The sequence below is a fragment of the Curtobacterium sp. VKM Ac-2852 genome (assembly GCF_013205045.1).
Taxonomy (GTDB): domain Bacteria; phylum Actinomycetota; class Actinomycetes; order Actinomycetales; family Microbacteriaceae; genus Curtobacterium; species Curtobacterium flaccumfaciens.
In genome coordinates this window covers 871,274-889,349 of the sequence record NZ_JABMLI010000001.1, presented here as the reverse complement: position 1 = coordinate 889,349, position 18,076 = coordinate 871,274, and the positions used below count along the sequence as shown (strand labels likewise).

Sequence of the window (18,076 nt, the reverse complement as noted above, 5' to 3'; positions counted from 1 at the left end):
ACGGCCGTGCCTGGAGGTGGGCCCCACCAGCCGGTACCGGCAGACCGCGCCAGCGGGGTGACGGCCGTGCCTGGAGGTGGGCCCCACCAGCCGGTACCGGCAGACCGCGCCAGCGGGGTGACGGCCGTGCCTGGAGGGACGGTGCCGGCTGGCACCGCGCCTCCCGTCCGTCGGTGGGTGCGTCGAGAACGGTCAGGGCTTCGTGATGAAGCCCTCCTTCACCATCCAGTCGAAGGCGACGTCGGCCGGCTCACGCCCCTCGACGTCGACCTGACGGTTGAGTTCCTGCAGCACGGCGTCCGTGAGCTTCGGCGAGATCTGGTCGTAGATCCCCTCGAGCTGCGGGTACTCCTTGAGCGTCTTCGATTCGATGACGGGCGCGACGTTGTACGCCGGGAAGAACCCCTTGTCGTCCTCGAGCACCGTGAGCCCGAGCGACTTGATGCGGCCGTCGGTGGTGAAGACCTCACCGAAGTTGCACTTGCCGCGGTCGGTGGCCGTGTAGACCGTGCCGGTGTCGAGGATGCTCACGTTGCTGCTCGGCACCCCGTTCGACCCCGAACCGCCGAGCTCCAAGCCGTACTTCTTGAGCATCGGCTTGAAGCCGTCGGCACGGGAGTTGAACTCCGACTCGACACAGAACGTGCGCTGGTCGACCGGCAGCTTGGTGATGTCGGAGAGCGTCTTGACGTCCCCGAGCTCCTTGACGGCCTCGTTGCGGACGGCGAACGCGTAGGTGTTGTTCATCGGCGCCGGCTTGAGCCAGGTCAGTCCGTTGCCGGCGTCCTCCTTCTTGACCGCCGTCCACTGCTCGGTCTTGTCCGGGATCCCCTTCGTGTGACCCATGAAGGTCAGCCAAGCGGTACCGGTGTACTCGTACGTGAAGTCGGCCGCGTGCGAGGTCATCAGCTCACGGACCGCGACGCTGCCGGGCACGTTCGTCTCGTCGGTGACGTCGAACCCGGCGGCCTTGGCGGCGAGCACGGCGATCTTGCCGAGCACGAGCTGCTCGGTGAAGTTCTTCGACGTCACGGTGATGTGGGCGCCGGCCGGCAGGTCGTCGATGCGCTGGATGGAGCCGGCGCCGGCCTCGGGCACGAACGACGTCGCGGGCTGCAGGCCGCACCCGGTCAGGACGAGGGCGGTGGCACCGGCGACGAACGCGGCGGCTCCGACCCGGGTGCGGGTGCGGCGGGTGCTGCGTGTGCGGCGGGTCATCGGAGTCCCTTCGGTCGTGCGACCGTCTCGACCACGCGGCCGAGCCAGTCGATGGAGAGGGCGAGCAGGGCGACGAGGAGGGCCCCGGCGACGAGCACCTTCGGCAGGAACAGCGTCACGCCCGTCGTGATGAGCAGACCGAGTCCGCCCGCACCGACGAAGGTGGCCAGGCTCGCCGTGCCGACGAGCAGCACGAGGGCGGTCCGGATACCCGAGAGCATCACGGGCACCGCGAGCGGCAGTTCGACGCGCATCAGCACGCTGAAGGCGCTCATGCCCATGCCGCGACCGGCCTCGACCAGGCGGTCGTCGACGCTCTGCACGCCGATCATGGTGTTCCGGAGCACCGGCAGGATCGCGTAGAGCACGAGCGCGATGACGGCGGACGAGCTGTTCAGGCCGAGCCAGGCGGCGAGCAGCACGATGAGGCCGACGGCCGGGGCCGCCTGCCCGAAGTTCGCGACGGCGAGCACGTACGGGCTCGCCCGGCGCAGCGGCCCGCGGGTGAGCACGACGCCCAGCGGGATGCCGATCACGAGCACCAGGACCGTCGACTGCAGGGTCAGCACGAGGTGCTGGCCGGTCAGGGCCAGGATGTCCGCCGGGTTGAGCGTCGTGCGCTCCGTCGGGGTCAGGTCCGCCGTCGCGAGCCACACCGCGAAGCCGGCCAGGACGACCAGGATCGCGATCGGCTGGAACAGCAGGCCCTTCCACGAGGTGCGTGCACCGGTGGCGGGGCCGGCGACGGCGACTGCGCTCACAGGTCTTCTCCGGTGGGCATCGCCGACACCGGTGACGACGGCATGGTCTCGATCGGGTTCGTGTTGGTGCCGACCGGCGTGTAGGCCTGGTCTCCGGCGGCGGTCGCGCGGGAGCGGGTGATCGCCTCCATCACGGTCTCGACGGTGATCACGCCGCGGAACGCGTCACGACGACCGGTGACGAGTGCGGCTCCGGCGCTCGAGACGAGCATGGTGTCGAGCGCGTCGTTGAGGGTCGCTGCCTCGCCCACGACGGGCAGGCCGGGCTCGACGCCGTCGGGGATGCGGTCGAGACGCTCGAGCTGGCGGCGCGACGGCCACCCGATCGGGCGCTGGCGGTGGTCGACGACGACGGCGTGCTGGTGCCCGCCGGCCTCGTTCATCCGCTGCAGCACGGCCTTGACCTCTTCGCCGGGGGAGCACGTCACGGCCGACTCGACCTCGACGTCGCGCACGCGGTTCAGCGTGAGCTGCTTCAGGCCCGCACCGGAACCGATGAAGTTCTCGACGAACTCGTTCGCCGGCTCGGCCAGGATCCGCTCCGGGGTGTCGTACTGCACGATGTGCGCACCCTCGGTGAAGATGACGATCCAGTCGCCGAGCTTCACGGCCTCGTCGAAGTCGTGCGTGACAATGACGATCGTCTTGTGCAGTTCCTCCTGGATGCGCAGGAGCTCGTCCTGCAGGCGCTGGCGGGTGATCGGGTCGACCGCACCGAACGGCTCGTCCATGAGCAGGACGGGCGGGTCCGCCGCGAGCGCACGGGCCACGCCGACGCGCTGCTGCTGGCCACCGGAGAGTTCGCGGGGGAACCGGTCGCGGTAGGTGTCGGGGTCGAGCGAGACCAGGTCGAGCAGCTCGTCGACGCGCGCCGCGATCTTCTCCTTCGACCAGCCGAGCATCTTCGGCACGATCGCGATGTTCGCCGCGACCGTCATGTGCGGGAAGAGACCGCCGGCCTGGATCACGTAGCCCATGCGGCGGCGGAGCTCGTCACCGTCGATGCCCGTGACGTCGTCGTCGCCGACGACGATCCGGCCCTGCGTGGGCTCGATCAGGCGGTTGATCATCTTGAGGGTCGTCGTCTTGCCGCAGCCGGACGGGCCGACGAGCATGACGATCTTGCCGGCCGGGATCTCGAGCGTGATGCCGTCGACGGCGGGCTTCGACTGCCCGGGGTACCGCTTGGTGACCTCGTCGAGCAGGATGCTGCGCCCGGTGACGTCCCCGTCGGGCGCGGTGGTGGTGGCGGAGTCAGTGCTGGACACGGATACCTCTCGAGATGGTCAGGCGGCCGAGGCCGATGAGGAGCAGGTCGAGGACCAGGGCGAGCAGGACGACGCCGACCACCCCGACCACGACGGAGAACAGGGCGTTGGCGCCGCCGAGGCGGGACAGCCCGGAGAAGATGAAGCCGCCGAGCCCGGGGCCGAGCGCGTACGCGGCGATGGCGGCGATGCCCATCACCATCTGCGCGGCCACGCGGACGCCGCTCAGGATGATCGGCCACGCCATCGGCAGTTCGACCTGCAGCAGGGTGCGGAACCGGCTCATGCCGATGCCGCGCGCCGACTCGACGACTGAAGGCGGGATCTCGGCGAGACCGACGACCGCGTTGCGCAGGATCGGCAGCGCAGCGAAGAAGACGACCGTCACGACCGACGGCAGGACGCCGAAGCCGAGCGGGACGATGAGCAGGCCGATGACGGCGAACGACGGCAGGGTCAGGCCGATGGCCGACACCCCGTTCGCGAACGCGGTCAGGCGCGGGCTGCGGTAGACGAGTGTGGCGAGCACCACGGCGATGACCGTGGCGAGGACGACGCACTGGACGACCAGTGAGAAGTGCTGCCACGATGCGAACCAGATCTGGTTCCATCGCTCCACGACGTACTGGAACACGGGTGGGCGCTCCCCTTCCGGTCGGCTGAACTGCCCACAGATCGGGGCACGAGCTCGGCCAAAGCTATGCAACAGCCGGACCGGTTGTACAACGCAACCCCGCCGAGACGACGGTTTCCCTTGCAGTTGCGAGGAGGACAACCCCTGGTCAGCGGGGGTTTACCAGGGCGAGCCTGGGAGAACGGTAACGATCGGTCTGCCTTCTCGGCTATGCGTCGAGGTCACGCAACCCGGATCGCTCCGCGATGTCGACGAGCTGCTCACGCCACCGGACCCATTCCTCCGGGGACTTGTCGGCCAGGTTGCCGTCGCCGTCGCCGGCCAGGCCGTCGAGCATCTCGCGCACGATGTCGGCGTGACCCGCGTGCCGGGCGGTCTCGTACGCCATGTGCACCAGGATCCGGTGCAGGGTGACGTCCCGGTGCCCTTCCGGCCACCACGGCACGGTCCCGGTGGCGGTGAGGTCGAGTGCCTCGATCGTGGCGTCGGCGTGGGCGGCACTCCGGTGGTGGAAGGCCACGACGTCGGCCATGGTCTCGTCGAGCGACGCGTACATGTCCTCACCGTCCTCCGACTCGAGCCAGGCGGGCTGGTCCGGCAACGGCCGCCCGAACACCTCGCCGAAGTAGCCGGCCTGCACCCCGGCGACATGCTTCACCAACCCGAGGACGTTCGTGCCCGTCGGCGTCACCGGCCAGCGGGCCTGCCGCTCCGCGAGCCCGTCGAGCTTGGCCAGCAGGGCCGCGCGGTGCTTCTGCAGGTACCGGTGCAGCGTCCGCTTCACCGCGGCGTCGGCGGCAGCGGCGTCGGCGACCGCGCCGTCCGCGACCGTCGCGCCGTCGGGGTTCCGCGTGGACCCTTCGTCCGACAGCAGGGCGTTGCCGCTCGCGGCCAGGGTGCTGGTGCTCGCGGGGTGCACCTCGGGGACCGCTTCGACGTCGCTCATGCCCCCGATCGTGCCACCCGGAGCTCCTGCAGGCGCGTCGACTCCTGCACGACGACCCGTTCGGCGGTCAGCAGCAGCCCGGCGACCTCGGCGCCGGTGCGTGCCGGGGCGTCGTTCCAGCTCGTCAGGTCACGCACGCGCCCCATCCGGATGTCCGGCGCGGGGCACCACAGCACGGGCTCGCCCTCGTCGCGGGCGAGGGCGTGCCACACGACGTCGAGCGCGTGCTGCACCCGGGGCGCGTGGACCGCGTGCGGCCCGCCGGCGGCGGACACGACCGCGCCGACCAGGCAGGCACCGACGAGCGGCCGGCCCTGCACGTCCATCGCGGCGGCACTGGAGGCCTTGCGCTCGCGGCCGTGCTCGTCGAGGTAGGCGAACCAGGCGTGCTGGACCCACCCGCGTTCGACGACGGCGCGGGCGTCGGAGAGCAGGTGGACGAGTTCCCCGAGTTCGCGCATCCGGTCGTCGACCCGTCGCGCGCGGGCCGCGGCGCGGCGGTCGGAAAGACGGTCGAGCAGGCCGCGGAGACCGCGTCGCTCGGGTCGGACGGGGGCGGGGGAGGCGTCGGTGGCGACGTCGTGCTGGACGCGGAGCTCGAGGGTCATGGCGGCCCCTCCGATCGGCTGTGCACGGATGGTGCGGTCACGATAGCCCCGCGGGGACTCAGTCGTCCAGCACCGCGTCGATGCTCCGTCGCGCGACGCTCCGGAAGGCGCGTTCGTCGGCGGTCGCCAGCGCGGACGCGAGCGCGATCACCCACCCGCGTGCGCGCAGCCAAGTGGCCTCCGGGGCCGCGACGCGCGCGCGGAACGCGCGCCGCCCCGGTGGGTCGAGCGTCAGCCAGGCTGTGGCCAGGTCGACGGCCGGGTCGCCCGCGGTGACGTCCCCGAAGTCGATCACGGCCGACAGACGGTCGACACCGTCCGACGAGTCGACGAGCAGGTTGAAGGGGTGCAGGTCGCCGTGCACCCAGACGGGAGGCCCGGCGTGCGCGGGCACGGCCGCTGCGGTCCGCCACAGCGCGGCCAGCTCTCCGGCCCGGTGCACGCCGTGGTCGTCGAGTCGCGCCAGCACGGCCTCGCTCCGCGACGCGAGCGGCACCGCACGGAACGGGTTCGCCGGGGCGTCGTCCGGGGCCAGGACGTGCAGGAGTCCGACGAACGCGGCGAGCGCCTCGGCGACGGGGGCCCCGGCCGCCCGTTCACCGATCGCCGTGCCGGGCAGCCACGGCACGACGCTCCACGACCACGGGTACCCGAGGGCGGGGCGGCCGGTCCGCACCGGGGCCGGCACCGGGACGACCGATCCGACCCGGGCGGCGATGTCGGGCAACCAGCGCTGTTCGTGCTCGACGAGGCGTGCGGCCAGCTCCCGACGGGGGACCCGGACGGCCAGGTCGTCGCCCAGGCGCAGCACCACGTTGTCCCAGCCGTTCGCGACGACCTGGAGCCCGAGCCCGGCCAGGTCGGGGTGCTGGTCGCGCAGCAGGGCCCGGACGAGCGGGACGTCGACGGCGACCTCGGCAGCGGGTGTGGGCACGGCGTCAGGCTAGTGGGCCGCCGGACACACGCCCGCGAACTGGGGCCGGTGGCGCGACACCCTTCTCGCTAGTCTCAGAGGCGAGGTGACGTGGGTGTTTCCCTGGGGGGACCCGCGTCACTCCGGAGCGATGAGCGCGACGAGCCGCGGGATCTCCGGACGCAGCCGTTCGGTGACGAACGCGTCCAGCAGGACCGTCCAGAGTTCCCGCAGGCCCGCGAACAGGTCGGCCCGGCGGGTCATGACGTCCGAGACGGTCTGCACGCCGGTGTAGGCGCGGACGACGACCCGGCCGACCAGGTCCGGGTCCCACCGCTGGTCGAGCTCGCCGGCTTCGACGGCCTGCCGCGCGAACCCGGCGACCACCGCGGTCCAGTCGGTGTACGGGTCCTGCCGCGCGACGTCGCTCGCGGCCACGTCGGTCGACAGCCGCACCCCCGCGCTCACGACGACCTCGGACGTCATCTGGACCGCGAGCCCCTGGCACAGCCACATGATCGACTCGAGCGGGGTGGTGCCCCGGGCCACCGCGGCCTCGCCGTACCGGCGGGAGATCGCGTGCTGCTCGGCGACGACGGCCCCGGCCATGTCGGCCTTCGACGTGAAGTGGAAGTACAGCGCACCCTTGGTCATCCCGATGCGTTCGGCGATGCCGTCCATCGAGGCACCGACGTACCCGCGTTCGTCGAACTCCGCGGCCGCGCCCTCGATGATCGCCGTGCGGGTCGCGAGCGACCGCTGTTGCCGGGTCGGTCGGTCGTGCGCCATGGGGTCCGATCGTAGTCAGCGCACACTGCCGCCGGGGTCCACTGGCCGCATTCGGCAGGCGTTCGGCCGGGTGCCCTACGGTCGGTCGCCATGGACGGATGGCGGAACCCTGCGCGCTGGGCACGGACGGGACGGTGGCTGCTGCTGCCGATCGCGGTGCTGGACTGGGTCGCGCTCGCGCCGCAGACCATCGTGGTGCTCGCGTTCCTGCTCGCCGTCGTCGGGCTCGCCGGCATGGGTGCCGCTCTCGTGGTGCACATGCTCCGCCGGTCCCGTGGGGCGATGGCCGGCCTCGGGGTCGTCCTGCTGCTCGGTGGCCTCGTCGTGTTCGGCCTCGATCCGTTCCCCGGCTCGTTCCCGCTCATCGAGTCGTGGTGGCCGGAGTCGATCACGCAGCCGCAGCACGTCGGCAGTGCGTACTGGCAGCTCGCCGGCCTGGGCATCGAGCTCGCCGGGTTCGCCCTGCTCGCGACGCTGCTCGTGGTCGCGCTGACCGGAACCCCGCGGCCGCGGCCGGACCGCTTCCGCTCCTGATCCACCGCGGGCGGCGGATCTCGCTCAGTGCCGTGTGAGCACCACCAGCGTGACGTCGACCGCGGCGTCCGTCGGGATCGCCGTGCGCACCCGTTCGACCGCCGTGGCGCCGTCCGGAGCCGAGCGCACCAGCGCGGCGAGGTCGTCCAGGTGCCGGAGCCCGTCCAGCGTCAGGACGCCCTGGGTGCAGATCGCCAGCCGGTCTCCGGGTTCCAGGTCGAGCGCCCCGGGCGACCGCGGGATCGACTCCGGCTGCAGCCCGAGCGGCAGGTCGAGCGGGTGCAGGACGCGAGCCGGACCGTCGGCGGGGACGAGCACCGCCAGGCCGTGGCCCGCGTCGACGAAGTCGACGTGACCCGACGTCGGGTCGAGTCGCAGGTGGAAGAGCGAGCCGACGGCGTCCGCAGCCGACAGGTCGGCGGTGACCTGCGCCTCCAGGCCGACGATCGCGTCCTGCATGTCGGTGCCGGTCCGGGCCGCCACGGCACCGCGGACCGCCGAGGCGAGCAGACCCGACGCCGGGCCGGCCGCGCTCACCCGGCCGACGGTGACGTGCAGGGCACCGTCCGGTGCGACGCGCCAGTCGGCGACGTCACCCCCGCCGTCGTCGTGCTGGGCCACCAGGACGTCGAGGTCCCACCCCGGCAGCGCGACCGGGTCCGGCACCAGGCCGTCGAGCACCCGACGGACCCGTCCGCGGTCGATGGCGACGCCGAGTTCGCGCTCCGCCCACCGGGCCAGGTCACCCAGCAGGGCGACGTCGTCCGGCGAGAACGTGCGCGGCACCGCGTCCATCAGGCACAGCGTGCCCACCCGGGTGCCGTCGACCATGGTCAACGGTGCGCCCGCGTAGAACCGGATGCCGTGCTCCGCCACCGCCGCCGTGTTGGCGAACCGGGCGTCGAGCGACGCGTCCGGGATCACCATCGGTTCGCGGGTGAGCACCGTCGACGCGCAGAACTGCTCGCTGGCGGGGACGCTCGATCCCTGGTGCCAGCCGAAGGTCGACTGCGTGGTGACGAGGTCGTGGTGGACGAGGTTGAGGAAGGTCAACGGGACGTCGAACGCCTCGTGGGCCATGCGGGTGATGCGGTCGAAGCGCTCCTCGGGTCCTGATCCCAAGATGGCGAGCGCCTCGATCACCGCGGTGCGCCTGTGCGCACCGTCGAGATGGTTGGTCACCCGGCCTGTCTACCCCCATCGTCCGACAGGAACCAGTCCCGCGGGTAGGGGTCGGCGGTCAGCTCGCGGCGCTCGGACACCGGGGCGGCCCAGACGGCGGCGTTCGACAGCACGCGCTGGATGTCGGGGTGGTGGTACACGGGGTACTCCTGGTCGCCGGGCGAGAAGTAGAAGACCTTGCCGAGCCCCCGGCGGTACGCGACGCCTGAGCGGAAGACCTCGCCGCCCGCGAAAGTCGACAGGAACACCTCTTCGTCGGGGCGCGGGATGTCGAAGTACTCGCCGTACATCTCCTGCCGTTCGATGACGATCGGGTGCGGGACCCCCGCGGCGATCGGGTGCTCGGGCGCGACGGTCCAGACGAGTTCGCGCTCGCCGTCGTTCCGCCACTTCAGCGAGCAGGTCGTGCCCATCAGGCGCTTGAACGGCTTGGAGTAGTGGCCGGAGTGCAGCACCACCAGGCCCATGCCGGCGTGCACGGCGTCGACGACCAGGTCGACGACGGCGTCGCTCACCTCGTCGTGGGCGGCGTGCCCCCACCAGAACAGCACGTCCGTGGTGGCGAGCCGTTCGGCGGTGATGCCGTGGTCGGGTTCCTGCAGGGTGGCGGTGGAGACGTCGGCCCCGGGCTGCAGCTGCCGGAGCGCCTCGGCGATCACGGTGTGCATGCCGTCGGGGTAGTGCCCGATGACCGTCGCGTCACCGCGGGTCTCGTGCACGTTCTCGTTCCAGACGACGATGTTCAGGGGACGGTTCTCGGTCGACGGCGACATGCAGGCAACGCTACCCGTGCTCGGCTCGCGCATCCACTGGCGTTTTCTGATCGTTTGGCCTACCTTCAGATCACATTCGCGCAGGACGGCAGCGCCAGGGGGCGCCGATCACCGTCCGCGCCGAGGACAGGGGCTCGTCCGATGCAGCACCGCACCATCACCACCGTCGCACTCGCGGCGGCACTCGCACTCGCCGTACCGACCACCGCGTGGGCGTCGTCGCCCACCGGCCACCACCCGACACGGACCGCGACCACCTCGACCGTGACCTACACGGCGAGCGACGCGGTCATCCCGAACCCCTCGCGCGGGTTCGACCACACCACGGAGACGCACTACCGCGCCGACGGCACCGGGTACACGCCGCTCGACGCCGCGACGCTCCGCGGCTACCGCGCCGAGGGGGTCACCCAGGTCGTCCGGGTGTTCTACATGGAGGCGTTCGTCCAGCAGCGGCAACTCAGCCCTGCCTGGCTGCGGCTCGTGCAGCGCGACTACGACACCGCACGTGCGGCCGGGGTGGGTGTGATCACCCGGTTCGCGTACGTGCAGGGCGGCGCGTACCCGTACTCGGCGCCCTACGGCGACGCAGACCTGCCGACCGTGCTCGCGCACATCCAGCAGCTCACCCCGACGCTCCGCCGGAACGCCGACGTCATCCCGACCCTGCAGCAGGGGTTCATCGGGCTGTGGGGCGAGGGCTACTACACCGACCACTTCGCCAGCGACCCGGCGAACCCGGGCGTGCTGACCGAGGCCGACAAGGACGCCCGACGACAGGTCCTGCAGGCCGAACTCGCCGCCCTGCCCTCCAGCCGCTCGGTCCAGGTCCGCACGATGCAGATGAAGCAGGACGCACTCCGCACGCCGTCCGGCACGGCGGGGGCGCTCACCCCGGCGCAGGCGCACGACGGGTCGGCAGCGTCGCGGATCGGGCACCACAACGACTGCTTCCTCGCTTCGCCGGACGACTTCGGCACGTTCCTGAGCGACCCGCTGTCACTCGACCAGGACTACCTGGCCGCCGAGTCGCGGTACGTCCCCGTCGGTGGCGAGACCTGCGCCGTGAACGCGCCGCGGTCCGAGTACCCGTCCGCCTCGGCCGAGATGGCGAAGTACCACTACAGCTACCTCAACCTCGACTACAACAAGGACGTCCTGGCGACCTGGGGCGCAGACGGCATGACGGACGCCGCGAAGAAGCTCGGCTACCGCTTCACGATGACCTCGAGCACCGTCACCACCGGTCGCACGCCGTCGGTCGCGGTGTCGGTGCGGAACGACGGCTGGGCGGCGCCGTACAACAGCCGCCCGGTGCAGCTCGTCCTGACCGACGGGCACCGCAGGGTCACCGTGCCGGTGCGCGCCGACGCGTCCTCGTGGCAGCCGGGACGGACCGTGACCGTCCGGGCGTCGCTCGCACACCTGCCGAAGGGCCGCTGGGACGTCGCCCTCGCCCTGCCGGCACCCGAGCGCTCGGTCGCGTCGAACCCTGCCTTCGCGATCCAGACCGCGAACACCGGCACGTGGGACGCGCGCGCCGGCGTGAACCGCCTGGGCCAGACGGTGGTCGTGCGGCGCTGACCCGACAAGCAGAGGGCGCCCCGGGTCGATCGGCCCGGGGCGCCCTGCTGTCTGTCAACCGGGTCCGCCACCATGGAGGCCATGACTCCGCGCTCCCTGTTCCGCGCCGCCGCGGTCGCCGAACTCGTGACCTGGACCCTGCTCATCCTCGGGATGGTGCTCAAGTACGGCCTGGACGCCGGCGACTGGGGTGTCCGCATCGGCGGTGGGGTGCACGGCTTCGTGTTCCTGGCGTACCTGGTGGTCACGACGGTCGTGGCGGTGAACCAGCGGTGGTCGTTCGGGGCGCTCGTGCTCGGCTGGGCCAGTGCCGTCGTGCCGTACGCCACGGTGCCGTTCGAGGTCGCGGTCGCCCGCCGCGGCATGCTCGAGGGCTCCTGGCGCCGCTCGCCGGACGCGCACTCGGGCTTCTGGGACCGTCTGCTGTTCTTCGTGGTGCGTCGGCCCGCCGTGGCCGCCGGCATCGGGGTCGTGGCCGTCGCCCTGGTCTTCACCGGGCTGCTGGCCGCCGGCCCGCCCGTGCCGTCCCGCGACTGACGCCCCGCGCGTCCCCTGTCACTTCCTGAGCAGGAATGGTCGGGTTGGTGGTGCGGACGCGACCATTGCTGCTCACGAAGCGCGGCTGTGGTCGCGACCACGGACGGACGGGAGGCCCGGTGCCAGCTGGCACCGGGCCTCCCGTCAGTGGGCTGTCGCCGCTAGAGCGCTGCCAGCGCCGCGTTCAACGTGGCGGACGGACGCATGACCGCGCTCGTCTTGGCGTCGTCGGGGCGGTAGTAGCCGCCGATGTCCGCCGGGTGGCCCTGCACCGAGACGAGCTCGTCGACGATCGTGTGCTCCTGCTCACCGAGCTTCGCCGCGAGGTCCGCGAACGACGCCGCGAGCTCGGTGTCCTGGGTCTGCGCCGCGAGCTCTTCGGCCCAGTACTTCGCCAGGTAGAAGTGGCTGCCGCGGTTGTCGATCGAGCCGAGCTTGCGACCCGGGGACTTGTCCTGCTCGAGGAACGTCCCGGTGGCCCGGTCGAGGGTCTCGCCCAGGATCTTCGCCCGCTCGTTGCCCGTCACACCGGCGAGGTGCTCGAGGCTGACCGCCAGTGCGAGGAACTCGCCCAGGCTGTCCCAGCGCAGGTAGTTCTGCTGCACGAGCTGCTGCACGTGCTTCGGCGCGGAACCACCGGCACCGGTCTCGAACAGGCCGCCACCGCCCAGCAGCGGGACGACGGAGAGCATCTTCGCCGAGGTGCCGAGCTCCATGATCGGGAACAGGTCGGTCAGGTAGTCGCGCAGGACGTTGCCGGTGACCGAGATGGTGTCCTCGCCGCGGCGGATGCGCTCGAGCGAGAAGCGCATGGCGTCCTCGGGCGCGAGGATCTCGATCTGCAGGCCGTCGGTGTCGTGCTCGCCGAGGTACTGGCGGACGAGCCCGATGAGGTTCGCGTCGTGGGCACGGGTCTCGTCGAGCCAGAACACGGCGGGCGTCGCGGAGGCACGGGCGCGGGTGACGGCGAGCTTCACCCAGTCGCGGATGGCGACGTCCTTCGTCTGGCAGGCGCGCCAGATGTCACCGGGCTCGACGTCGTGCTCGATGACGACGTCACCCGAGGCGGTCGTGACGCGGACGACACCGGCGCCGGGGAGCTCGAACGTCTTGTCGTGCGAGCCGTACTCCTCGGCCTTCTGCGCCATCAGGCCGACGTTGGGCACGGAGCCCATCGTCGACGGGTCGAAGGCGCCGTGGGCGCGGCAGTCGTCGAGCACGGCCTGGTAGATGCCGGCGTAGCTCGAGTCGGGGATGACGGCGAGGGTGTCGTGCTCGTCGCCGTCCGGGCCCCACATGTGCCCCGAGGTGCGGATCATCGCGGGCATCGACGCGTCGACGATGACGTCGCTCGGCACGTGCAGGTTCGTGATGCCCTTGTCCGAGTCGACCATGGCGAGCTCGGGGCCGTCGGCGATGCCCTGCTTGAAGGCACGCTCGATCTCGGCGCCGTTCGGCAGCGCAGCGAGGCCGGCGAGGATCGAGCCGAGGCCGTCGTTCGGGGTCAGGCCCGCGGCGGCGAGGTCGGCGCCGTAGCGCTCGAACACCGACGGGAAGAACGCCTTGATGACGTGCCCGAAGATGATCGGGTCGGAGATCTTCATCATCGTGGCCTTGAGGTGCACGGAGAACAGGACGTCCTCGGCCGCGGCGCGCTCGATCTGCTCGCGCAGGAACGACTCGAGTGCGGCCACGTGCAGCACGGTGCCGTCGACGACCTCGCCCTGCAGGACGGGGATCGACTGCTTGAGGACCTGCTCGCTGCCGTCCTCGGCCACGAAGGTGATCGTCAGGACGTCGTCGGCGGGGGCGATCCAGGACTTCTCGTTCGAGCGGAAGTCGTCGACGCCCATGGTGCTGACGTTCGTCTTCGAGTCACGCGACCAGGCGCCCATGCGGTGCGGGTGCTTGCGGGCGTAGTTCTTGACCGACAGGGGTGCGCGGCGGTCGGAGTTGCCCTCGCGCAGCACCGGGTTGACGGCGCTGCCCTGGACACGGCCGTAGCGGGCGCGGACGTCGCGCTGCTCGTCGGTCGTGGCCTCGTCCGGGTAGTCGGGCAGGTCGTAGCCCTGCGCCTGCAGTTCCTTGATCGCGACCTTGAGCTGGGGGATCGACGCCGAGATGTTCGGCAGCTTGATGATGTTCGCCTCGGGGGTCTTCGCCAGGTCGCCGAGCTCGGCGAGGGCGTCGTCCAGGCGCTGCTCGTCGGTGAGCCGCTCCGGGAACTGGGCGATGATCCGGCCGGCGAGCGAGATGTCGCGGGTCTCGACGTCGACACCCGCGGTGCCGGCGAAGGCCTGGATGACCGGGAGGAAGGAGTGGGTGGCGAGGAACGGCGCCTCGTCCGTGAGGGTGTAGATGATCTTGGCCATGCTGGCGGGTACTCCCTTGTTCGACCGTCGGTACGTCCACGGTACTCGTGGCGCAGGATGTCTCGACATCAAGATACATGGCCCCCGCCTCCGCGCGGCAGATGCTCGGCCGACACCCTGGAGGCGCACTGTCGACACATAGGAACGGTGCGTGGACTGGTCTTCCGCAGCACCAGAGCGAGGGAGAGCGCGCATGACCACCACACGGCAGACCCCGGACGACTTCGGCTGGAGCGCGGAGGACCTGCGGTCCGCCTACGCCTCGGACGGCAGCGGCCCCTACCGGTACGCGCCGGACGGCTCCGGGCCGTTCTCGTACGACACCGACGGCTCCGGTCCCTGGCTCGTCGGCCCCGAACCCCGGCGGAGCACGAAGCGGTTCGCACCGCGTCAGCGTGGCAGTCGATCGCGGTTGCGGCAGATCGGGACGGCCTGCACCGCCGGAGCGCTGGCGCTCGTGCTCGCCGTCGGCAGTGTCTCCGTCGTCGCGCACGCTGCTCCTCCACACCCGTCGGTGCAGGCGAGCGCCGCGCAGGGCTCCGGACCCGACGGAGCCTGAGCCTCAGTCGCCGATCGAGACGCGGAACACCCGGACGCCGGCGGCACGGAGCCCGGCGAGGCCGAGCCGCATGCGCAGGGGCCGGAAGGGCCGACGGAACCCGGACGACGCCGACGCGGCATCGATCTGGTGCAGGACCTCGGACGTCAGGGTGCGTTCGAGCTTCGGCGCGAGCCGGGTCACCCCGGACACCGTGACGACGATGCGGACGGCGTGCGGCGCGAGCATCGGCGCGATGAGTTCGGCCGCCGCCTGCGCCCGGTGGAACGCGGGGTCGTCACCGGGGCGGCGGATGGCGATGACGGCCAGCGCCGCGTCCCAGGTCTCGTCGGGGTCCGGCAGGTCGTCGACCCCGACGACCCGCATCCGCGAGGCGTCGATCCCGGCGCGCACGGCCGCAGCCCGGAGCACGGGCAGGAGTTCCTGGGTACCGGCCAGCACGACGTCGGCCGACGCCAGGTCGACCGTTCCGTACCGCTCACGCGGCGATCGGGCCATGGTGCGGGTCCTTCCGTCGCTTTCCCCCGACCGTACCGATGCGGAGGGCCCGGGGGACGCTTCCGCCCGTGGTGGTCAGGCGCCTCCCAGCGCGCTCGGTAACGAAAAGATCACGGAAGGGCCTGTACAAAGCGACAGAGTCGTGCAGAATGGTGGGCGGCCATGACGACTGCACCCGAACCAGACCAGCACCCGGAGACCCCGGTGGTGCACCTGTCCCGACGCGCCGCCCTCGAGGCCGAGCGCGCAGCCGCCCGCGGACCACAGCGTCGCAGCAAGACGGCCCCGGCCGCGAAGATCGCCAAGCCCGAGAAGCCGGCCAAGGCCGCGAAGGTCGCCAAGCCGGCGAAGGTCGTAAAGCCGGCCAAGGCACCGAAGGCCGCGAAGGTCGCCAAGCCGGCGAAGTCCGTCGTGCTCGCGACCAAGTCCTCGGCCACCGAGCCGGCCGGCCGCCGCTCCGCCGCCGCACGCGCCACCACCGAGCACGTCGACGACCGCATCCAGCGCGTCGTCCGCCGCCCCGCGCCCAGGGTGACCCGCGTCGCCAGCGCACCCCGGGCCTCCCGGTCGGCCCGTGCCGGACGCATCACCCTCACCAGCGCCGCCGCAGCCATCGCGATGTTCGCCGCCTCGGCGATGCCCGCACACGCGAGCGCCGGCACCTCGATGGCCACCTCGACCATCGCGCCCATCGTGCGCACCCAGGACTACGCCGTGACCCAGGCGGTCACGTCCGCCGGGTTCGACCGTGACGGGTTCACCGTCGGCGGTGGCTCGACCGTCACCACGACGACGGCTGGTTCCGCCGACACCGCGGCGATCGCCGGAGGCGCCGTGTCGTTCGGCGGCGCGGTCCGCTCGCCGTTCCCCGGCCCCGTGCAGATGAGCTCCGGCTTCGGGTACCGCTCGGCACCGTGCGGCGCCTGCTCGTCACTGCACCAGGGCCTCGACTTCACCCCGGGCATGGGCACGCCGATCGGCGCCGTCGCCGCGGGCAAGGTCCGGGTCTCGGGCACCTACTTCTCGTACGGCAACGCGGTCATCATCGACCACGTGGTCGACGGCCGTCAGGTCTCCACGCTCTACGGCCACATGATCCCCGGCTCCTCGCCGCTCAAGGTCGGCGACACCGTCGCTGCCGGGCAGTTCATCGGGCTCGTCGGGTCCTCCGGCGTCTCGACCGGTGCGCACCTGCACCTCGAGGTCCTGATGGACGGCGTCACGCCGATCGACCCGGAGGCGTGGCTCGAAGCCCGCATCGGTCGCTCGCTCACCCTGTAGCGACCGTTCTCCGTCACGACGCGGGATCCACAGCCGCTGTCGAGCGGCAGCACGGTGATGTCCCAGTCTGCCTGTGCAGACTCACAGGCATGGACGATCCCCACAGACCGCCCGCCCGTCGTCGATCCGAGGCGGCTGCCCGCTGATGGGCGCCGACACCTGGATCGCCTTCGGGCTCGTCATCCTCTTCGTGCTCGTCGGCGGGGTCTTCGCGGCAGCCGAGATCGCGCTCGTCTCCCTCCGCGAGTCCCAGCTGCAGCAGCTCGAACGCCGCGGCCCCCGCGGGATGCGGGTCGCCGAGCTCGGCCGTGACCCGAACCGGTTCCTGTCCGCCGTGCAGATCGGCGTGACCGTCGCCGGGTTCTTCTCCGCCGCGTACGGTGCGTCCTCGATCGCACCCGACGTCGCACCGCTGTTCCGGGGACTCGGCCTCGAGCAGGGCACTGCCGAAGCCGTCGCGCTCGTGCTGATGACCCTCGTCATCGCGTACCTGTCGCTCGTGTTCGGCGAGCTCGTGCCGAAGCGCCTCGCCCTGCAGCGTGCCGAGGGCTTCTCGATGGCCGTCGCCCCGACCCTGGAGCGCTTCGCGGTGCTGATGCGGCCGGTGATCTGGCTGCTCTCGAAGTCCACCGACACCGTCGTGCGACTGCTCGGTGGCGACCCGGACGCCCGCAGCGAGTCGATGAGCACCGAGGAGCTCCGCGGCCTGGTCGACGAGCACACCGGTGTCGACGAGCAGGGACGCCGGATCGCCCGCAGCGCCCTGGATGCCGGTGACCGCACCCTGCGCGAGTCGATGCGCCCCTGGTACGACGTGTCGACACTGGACGCCGGCCTCTCCGTCGCCGAGGCCACCGACCAGGCCATCGCAGCCGGGCACACCCGGTACCTCGTGACCTCCGGCGGGCGTGACGAGGTCCAGGGCTTCGTGCACCTCCGTGACCTGCTGCGTCCGGTCGACCCCTCGGCCCCGGTCGCCACGCTCGTCCGGCCGGTGCTCGCCCTGCCCGAGACCAAGTCGCTGTCGAGTGCGATCGCGGACATGCGCACCGACGGCCACCAGATCGCCCTGGTGGTCGACGAGTACGGCGGCAGCGCCGGCATGGTCACGCTCGAGGCGCTGCTCGAGGACCTCGTCGGCCGCATCCGCGACGAGTGGGACTCCACCGAGTACGACGAGTCCGTGCTGGCGCACGACGGGGTCGACGGCGCCACGGTGCTCGAGGACCTGGCCGCGGACGGCGGCCCCGTCCTTCCCGACGGCGACTACGAGACCGTGGGTGGGCTCGTGCAGGTGCAGCTGGACCGCGTACCCGAGGTCGGTGACGTGGTCCTGGCCGGCGGACACCGCCTCGAGGTGACCGCCATGGACGGTCACCGCGTCGCGCGCGTGCGCATCGGGGCCGACGCCGCGCCCTGACCGCGGGACAGAGCGGGGGGGGAAGCCCGTGGCGCAGGCGGTCGCAACACCCCGCGGGACGCCGGCGAGCGGTCACAGGCCGTCGCCTGCGGCGCCACCAGCCGACAGGTCGCGACCACCCGGCGGGCGGCACGCGACGTGTCGCGACCGGTCGGGCACGGCCGGTCACGCAACGGAACGCGACCAGACGGCGGACGGG

The 18,076-nt window shown here is 71.8% G+C and carries 18 protein-coding genes; 6 read left to right on the top strand and 12 right to left on the bottom strand.

The genetic code is table 11. The features are described 5' to 3' along the window. Positions 1-192: 192 nt before the first annotated feature. The 8 genes from HQQ79_RS04385 to HQQ79_RS04350 form a co-directional block, all read right to left on the bottom strand. On the bottom strand, positions 193-1,218 hold the full coding sequence (locus HQQ79_RS04385; RefSeq protein ID WP_173032622.1) for a glycine betaine ABC transporter substrate-binding protein: 1,026 nt from the start codon (positions 1,216-1,218) through the stop codon (positions 193-195). Continuing rightward, on the bottom strand, positions 1,215-1,979 hold the full coding sequence (locus tag HQQ79_RS04380; RefSeq protein WP_111056509.1) for an ABC transporter permease: 765 nt from the start codon (positions 1,977-1,979) through the stop codon (positions 1,215-1,217). Before HQQ79_RS04380 ends, HQQ79_RS04385 begins: the two co-directional genes overlap by 4 nt. Further along, positions 1,976-3,247, bottom strand: coding sequence for an ABC transporter ATP-binding protein (locus HQQ79_RS04375; protein ID WP_017887899.1), 1,272 nt, complete (start codon positions 3,245-3,247; stop codon positions 1,976-1,978). The genes HQQ79_RS04380 and HQQ79_RS04375 overlap by 4 nt, the downstream gene beginning before the upstream one ends. Then, positions 3,234-3,881, bottom strand: coding sequence for an ABC transporter permease (locus tag HQQ79_RS04370; RefSeq protein WP_173032620.1), 648 nt, complete (start codon positions 3,879-3,881; stop codon positions 3,234-3,236). Before HQQ79_RS04370 ends, HQQ79_RS04375 begins: the two co-directional genes overlap by 14 nt. Positions 3,882-4,089: 208 nt before the next feature. Next, on the bottom strand, positions 4,090-4,827 hold the full coding sequence (locus HQQ79_RS04365; RefSeq protein WP_173032618.1) for a DinB family protein: 738 nt from the start codon (positions 4,825-4,827) through the stop codon (positions 4,090-4,092). Further along, positions 4,824-5,435, bottom strand: coding sequence for a hypothetical protein (locus HQQ79_RS04360; RefSeq protein ID WP_173032616.1), 612 nt, complete (start codon positions 5,433-5,435; stop codon positions 4,824-4,826). Before HQQ79_RS04360 ends, HQQ79_RS04365 begins: the two co-directional genes overlap by 4 nt. Positions 5,436-5,493: 58 nt before the next feature. Further along, on the bottom strand, positions 5,494-6,369 hold the full coding sequence (locus HQQ79_RS04355; protein ID WP_173032614.1) for an aminoglycoside phosphotransferase family protein: 876 nt from the start codon (positions 6,367-6,369) through the stop codon (positions 5,494-5,496). Positions 6,370-6,486: 117 nt separating this feature from the next. Continuing rightward, positions 6,487-7,137, bottom strand: a complete 651-nt coding sequence (locus HQQ79_RS04350) for a ScbR family autoregulator-binding transcription factor (RefSeq protein ID WP_173032612.1) — start codon at positions 7,135-7,137, stop codon at positions 6,487-6,489. A gap of 90 nt (positions 7,138-7,227) precedes the next feature. On the opposite strand from HQQ79_RS04350, the gene HQQ79_RS04345 reads away from it, so the two are divergent. Next, the gene (locus tag HQQ79_RS04345) at positions 7,228-7,671 is read left to right on the top strand and encodes a disulfide bond formation protein B (RefSeq protein ID WP_027466840.1); all 444 of its coding nucleotides are present in this window, start codon (positions 7,228-7,230) and stop codon (positions 7,669-7,671) included. A gap of 24 nt (positions 7,672-7,695) precedes the next feature. On the opposite strand, the gene HQQ79_RS04340 is transcribed toward HQQ79_RS04345, so the two are convergent. After that, positions 7,696-8,853 carry a GAF domain-containing protein gene (locus tag HQQ79_RS04340; protein WP_173032610.1) on the bottom strand — a complete coding sequence of 386 codons (1,158 nt, stop codon included), beginning with the start codon at positions 8,851-8,853 and terminating at the stop codon, positions 7,696-7,698. Then, a complete protein-coding gene (locus HQQ79_RS04335) occupies positions 8,850-9,626 on the bottom strand; it encodes a ThuA domain-containing protein (RefSeq protein WP_254066062.1) in 777 nt (258 codons plus the stop codon). Before HQQ79_RS04335 ends, HQQ79_RS04340 begins: the two co-directional genes overlap by 4 nt. A 141-nt stretch (positions 9,627-9,767) precedes the next feature. Between HQQ79_RS04335 and HQQ79_RS04330 the strand changes: the two genes are divergently transcribed. Further along, the gene (locus HQQ79_RS04330) at positions 9,768-11,210 is read left to right on the top strand and encodes a DUF4832 domain-containing protein (RefSeq protein ID WP_173032608.1); all 1,443 of its coding nucleotides are present in this window, start codon (positions 9,768-9,770) and stop codon (positions 11,208-11,210) included. 81 nt (positions 11,211-11,291) lie between these two features. After that, complete coding sequence (locus HQQ79_RS04325; RefSeq protein WP_111056504.1) at positions 11,292-11,747, top strand: DUF3817 domain-containing protein; 456 nt, start codon at positions 11,292-11,294, stop codon at positions 11,745-11,747. A 161-nt stretch (positions 11,748-11,908) separates the two neighbouring features. Here the strand turns inward: HQQ79_RS04325 and HQQ79_RS04320 are convergent, their stop codons facing one another. Continuing rightward, positions 11,909-14,119, bottom strand: a complete 2,211-nt coding sequence (locus tag HQQ79_RS04320) for an NADP-dependent isocitrate dehydrogenase (RefSeq protein WP_173032606.1) — start codon at positions 14,117-14,119, stop codon at positions 11,909-11,911. Between the two features lie 193 nt (positions 14,120-14,312). On the opposite strand from HQQ79_RS04320, the gene HQQ79_RS04315 reads away from it, so the two are divergent. Next, a complete protein-coding gene (locus tag HQQ79_RS04315; RefSeq protein ID WP_173032604.1) occupies positions 14,313-14,678 on the top strand; it encodes a hypothetical protein in 366 nt (121 codons plus the stop codon). A 3-nt stretch (positions 14,679-14,681) separates the two neighbouring features. On the opposite strand, the gene HQQ79_RS04310 is transcribed toward HQQ79_RS04315, so the two are convergent. After that, complete coding sequence (locus HQQ79_RS04310) at positions 14,682-15,176, bottom strand: hypothetical protein (RefSeq protein WP_173032602.1); 495 nt, start codon at positions 15,174-15,176, stop codon at positions 14,682-14,684. Between the two features lie 162 nt (positions 15,177-15,338). Between HQQ79_RS04310 and HQQ79_RS04305 the strand changes: the two genes are divergently transcribed. Both HQQ79_RS04305 and HQQ79_RS04300 read left to right on the top strand, forming a co-directional pair. Beyond that, positions 15,339-16,457, top strand: coding sequence for a M23 family metallopeptidase (locus HQQ79_RS04305; protein ID WP_173032601.1), 1,119 nt, complete (start codon positions 15,339-15,341; stop codon positions 16,455-16,457). 145 nt (positions 16,458-16,602) lie between these two features. Next, entirely contained in the window at positions 16,603-17,877 is a 1,275-nt protein-coding gene (locus HQQ79_RS04300) for a hemolysin family protein (RefSeq protein ID WP_173032599.1), read from the top strand. Positions 17,878-18,076: the final 199 nt, after the last annotated feature.

Bases quoted from the DNA above. Each gene is read 5' to 3' on its own strand.
- HQQ79_RS04310 (WP_173032602.1), bottom strand. From the start codon at position 15,176: ATGGCCCGATCGCCGCGTGAGCGGTACGGAACGGTCGACCTGGCGTCG.
- HQQ79_RS04360 (WP_173032616.1), bottom strand. From the start codon at position 5,435: ATGACCCTCGAGCTCCGCGTCCAGCACGACGTCGCCACCGACGCCTCC.
- HQQ79_RS04385 (WP_173032622.1), bottom strand. From the start codon at position 1,218: ATGACCCGCCGCACACGCAGCACCCGCCGCACCCGCACCCGGGTCGGA.
- HQQ79_RS04315 (WP_173032604.1), top strand. From the start codon at position 14,313: ATGACCACCACACGGCAGACCCCGGACGACTTCGGCTGGAGCGCGGAG.
- HQQ79_RS04305 (WP_173032601.1), top strand. From the start codon at position 15,339: ATGACGACTGCACCCGAACCAGACCAGCACCCGGAGACCCCGGTGGTG.
- HQQ79_RS04345 (WP_027466840.1), top strand. From the start codon at position 7,228: ATGGACGGATGGCGGAACCCTGCGCGCTGGGCACGGACGGGACGGTGG.
- HQQ79_RS04300 (WP_173032599.1), top strand. From the start codon at position 16,603: ATGGGCGCCGACACCTGGATCGCCTTCGGGCTCGTCATCCTCTTCGTG.
- HQQ79_RS04365 (WP_173032618.1), bottom strand. From the start codon at position 4,827: ATGAGCGACGTCGAAGCGGTCCCCGAGGTGCACCCCGCGAGCACCAGC.
- HQQ79_RS04350 (WP_173032612.1), bottom strand. From the start codon at position 7,137: ATGGCGCACGACCGACCGACCCGGCAACAGCGGTCGCTCGCGACCCGC.
- HQQ79_RS04325 (WP_111056504.1), top strand. From the start codon at position 11,292: ATGACTCCGCGCTCCCTGTTCCGCGCCGCCGCGGTCGCCGAACTCGTG.
- HQQ79_RS04335 (WP_254066062.1), bottom strand. From the start codon at position 9,626: ATGTCGCCGTCGACCGAGAACCGTCCCCTGAACATCGTCGTCTGGAAC.
- HQQ79_RS04330 (WP_173032608.1), top strand. From the start codon at position 9,768: ATGCAGCACCGCACCATCACCACCGTCGCACTCGCGGCGGCACTCGCA.
- HQQ79_RS04320 (WP_173032606.1), bottom strand. From the start codon at position 14,119: ATGGCCAAGATCATCTACACCCTCACGGACGAGGCGCCGTTCCTCGCC.